Below are 890 nucleotides of genomic sequence, written 5' to 3' on the forward strand. Positions count from 1 at the left end.
TCTTTCATAACCCTTGAAGGTGAATGAATATCTAGTGCAGTTTTAACTTTACTACTTACACCATTTGCAAGTTCTGTAGCTGCCTCCCATGCATTACTTGCCCAATTTCTTATTCCATCTTTTAAACCATCAACTATATTTTTACCAATGTCTAACATCTTACCTGGTATCTCTTTAAGTTTTTCTACTATTCCTTCACCAATATTGATTGCTGCTTCCTTTATAGATTCCCTTTTCTCTTCAACCCCTTGTTTCATACTCTCAAACATATTATGTGCTTTAGTTTTAAGTCTTGAAGGTAATGTATCAAACCAATTTACAATATTGTTCCATCCATCAGCTACTCCTTTTGCCATTTCATCAATTTTAGCCATTGCTTTATGACGTTGGTCATCAAATGACTTTAATGCATTATCTTTCATTTCAGTAGCTTTTTTTGAAACTGTTTCAGTCATAACTTGCCACTTTGATTTTACTTCTCCACTTTCCCAATCAACTTTATCTACATGGTCTTTAGCTTGCTTTTGAGCTTCCATAACTACTTCTTGATGCATTCCTTGTGCGTTAGATATTGCATTTTCCTTTTGACTTTCTGCTGCTGAAATTAGCTTTTGTGCTTCATCTGCTTTTATAGTTCCTTTTTCATCACGTTCTCTAATAATCGCTTGAACAGTTTTGTCATATTCTTCTTCTGCAGCTGCTATTGTTTTATCTCTTTGTTCAGCACTATTTTTAACTACCTCTGCTGCCTGTTCTGCTGTAGTTATAACAGCATTTTGCTTTTGCCTTTCTAATAAGCTCTTTTGTTCTACTTCACCTTGTGACATGGTATTTATTGCATCTGTCATCATATTTTCTTTTATTGTATTTATTTCATGCCACTCTTGTGT

General features: G+C 34.0%; 1 pseudogene. It reads right to left on the minus strand.

Annotation, left to right across the window (positions count from 1 at the left end):
* Positions 1 to 890, minus strand: a pseudogene (locus BN346_RS11020) (hypothetical protein); the annotation flags it as partial.

Origin of the sequence: Clostridium ihumii AP5 (assembly GCF_000612845.1) — a bacterium.
Taxonomy (GTDB): domain Bacteria; phylum Bacillota; class Clostridia; order Clostridiales; family Clostridiaceae; genus Clostridium_J; species Clostridium_J ihumii.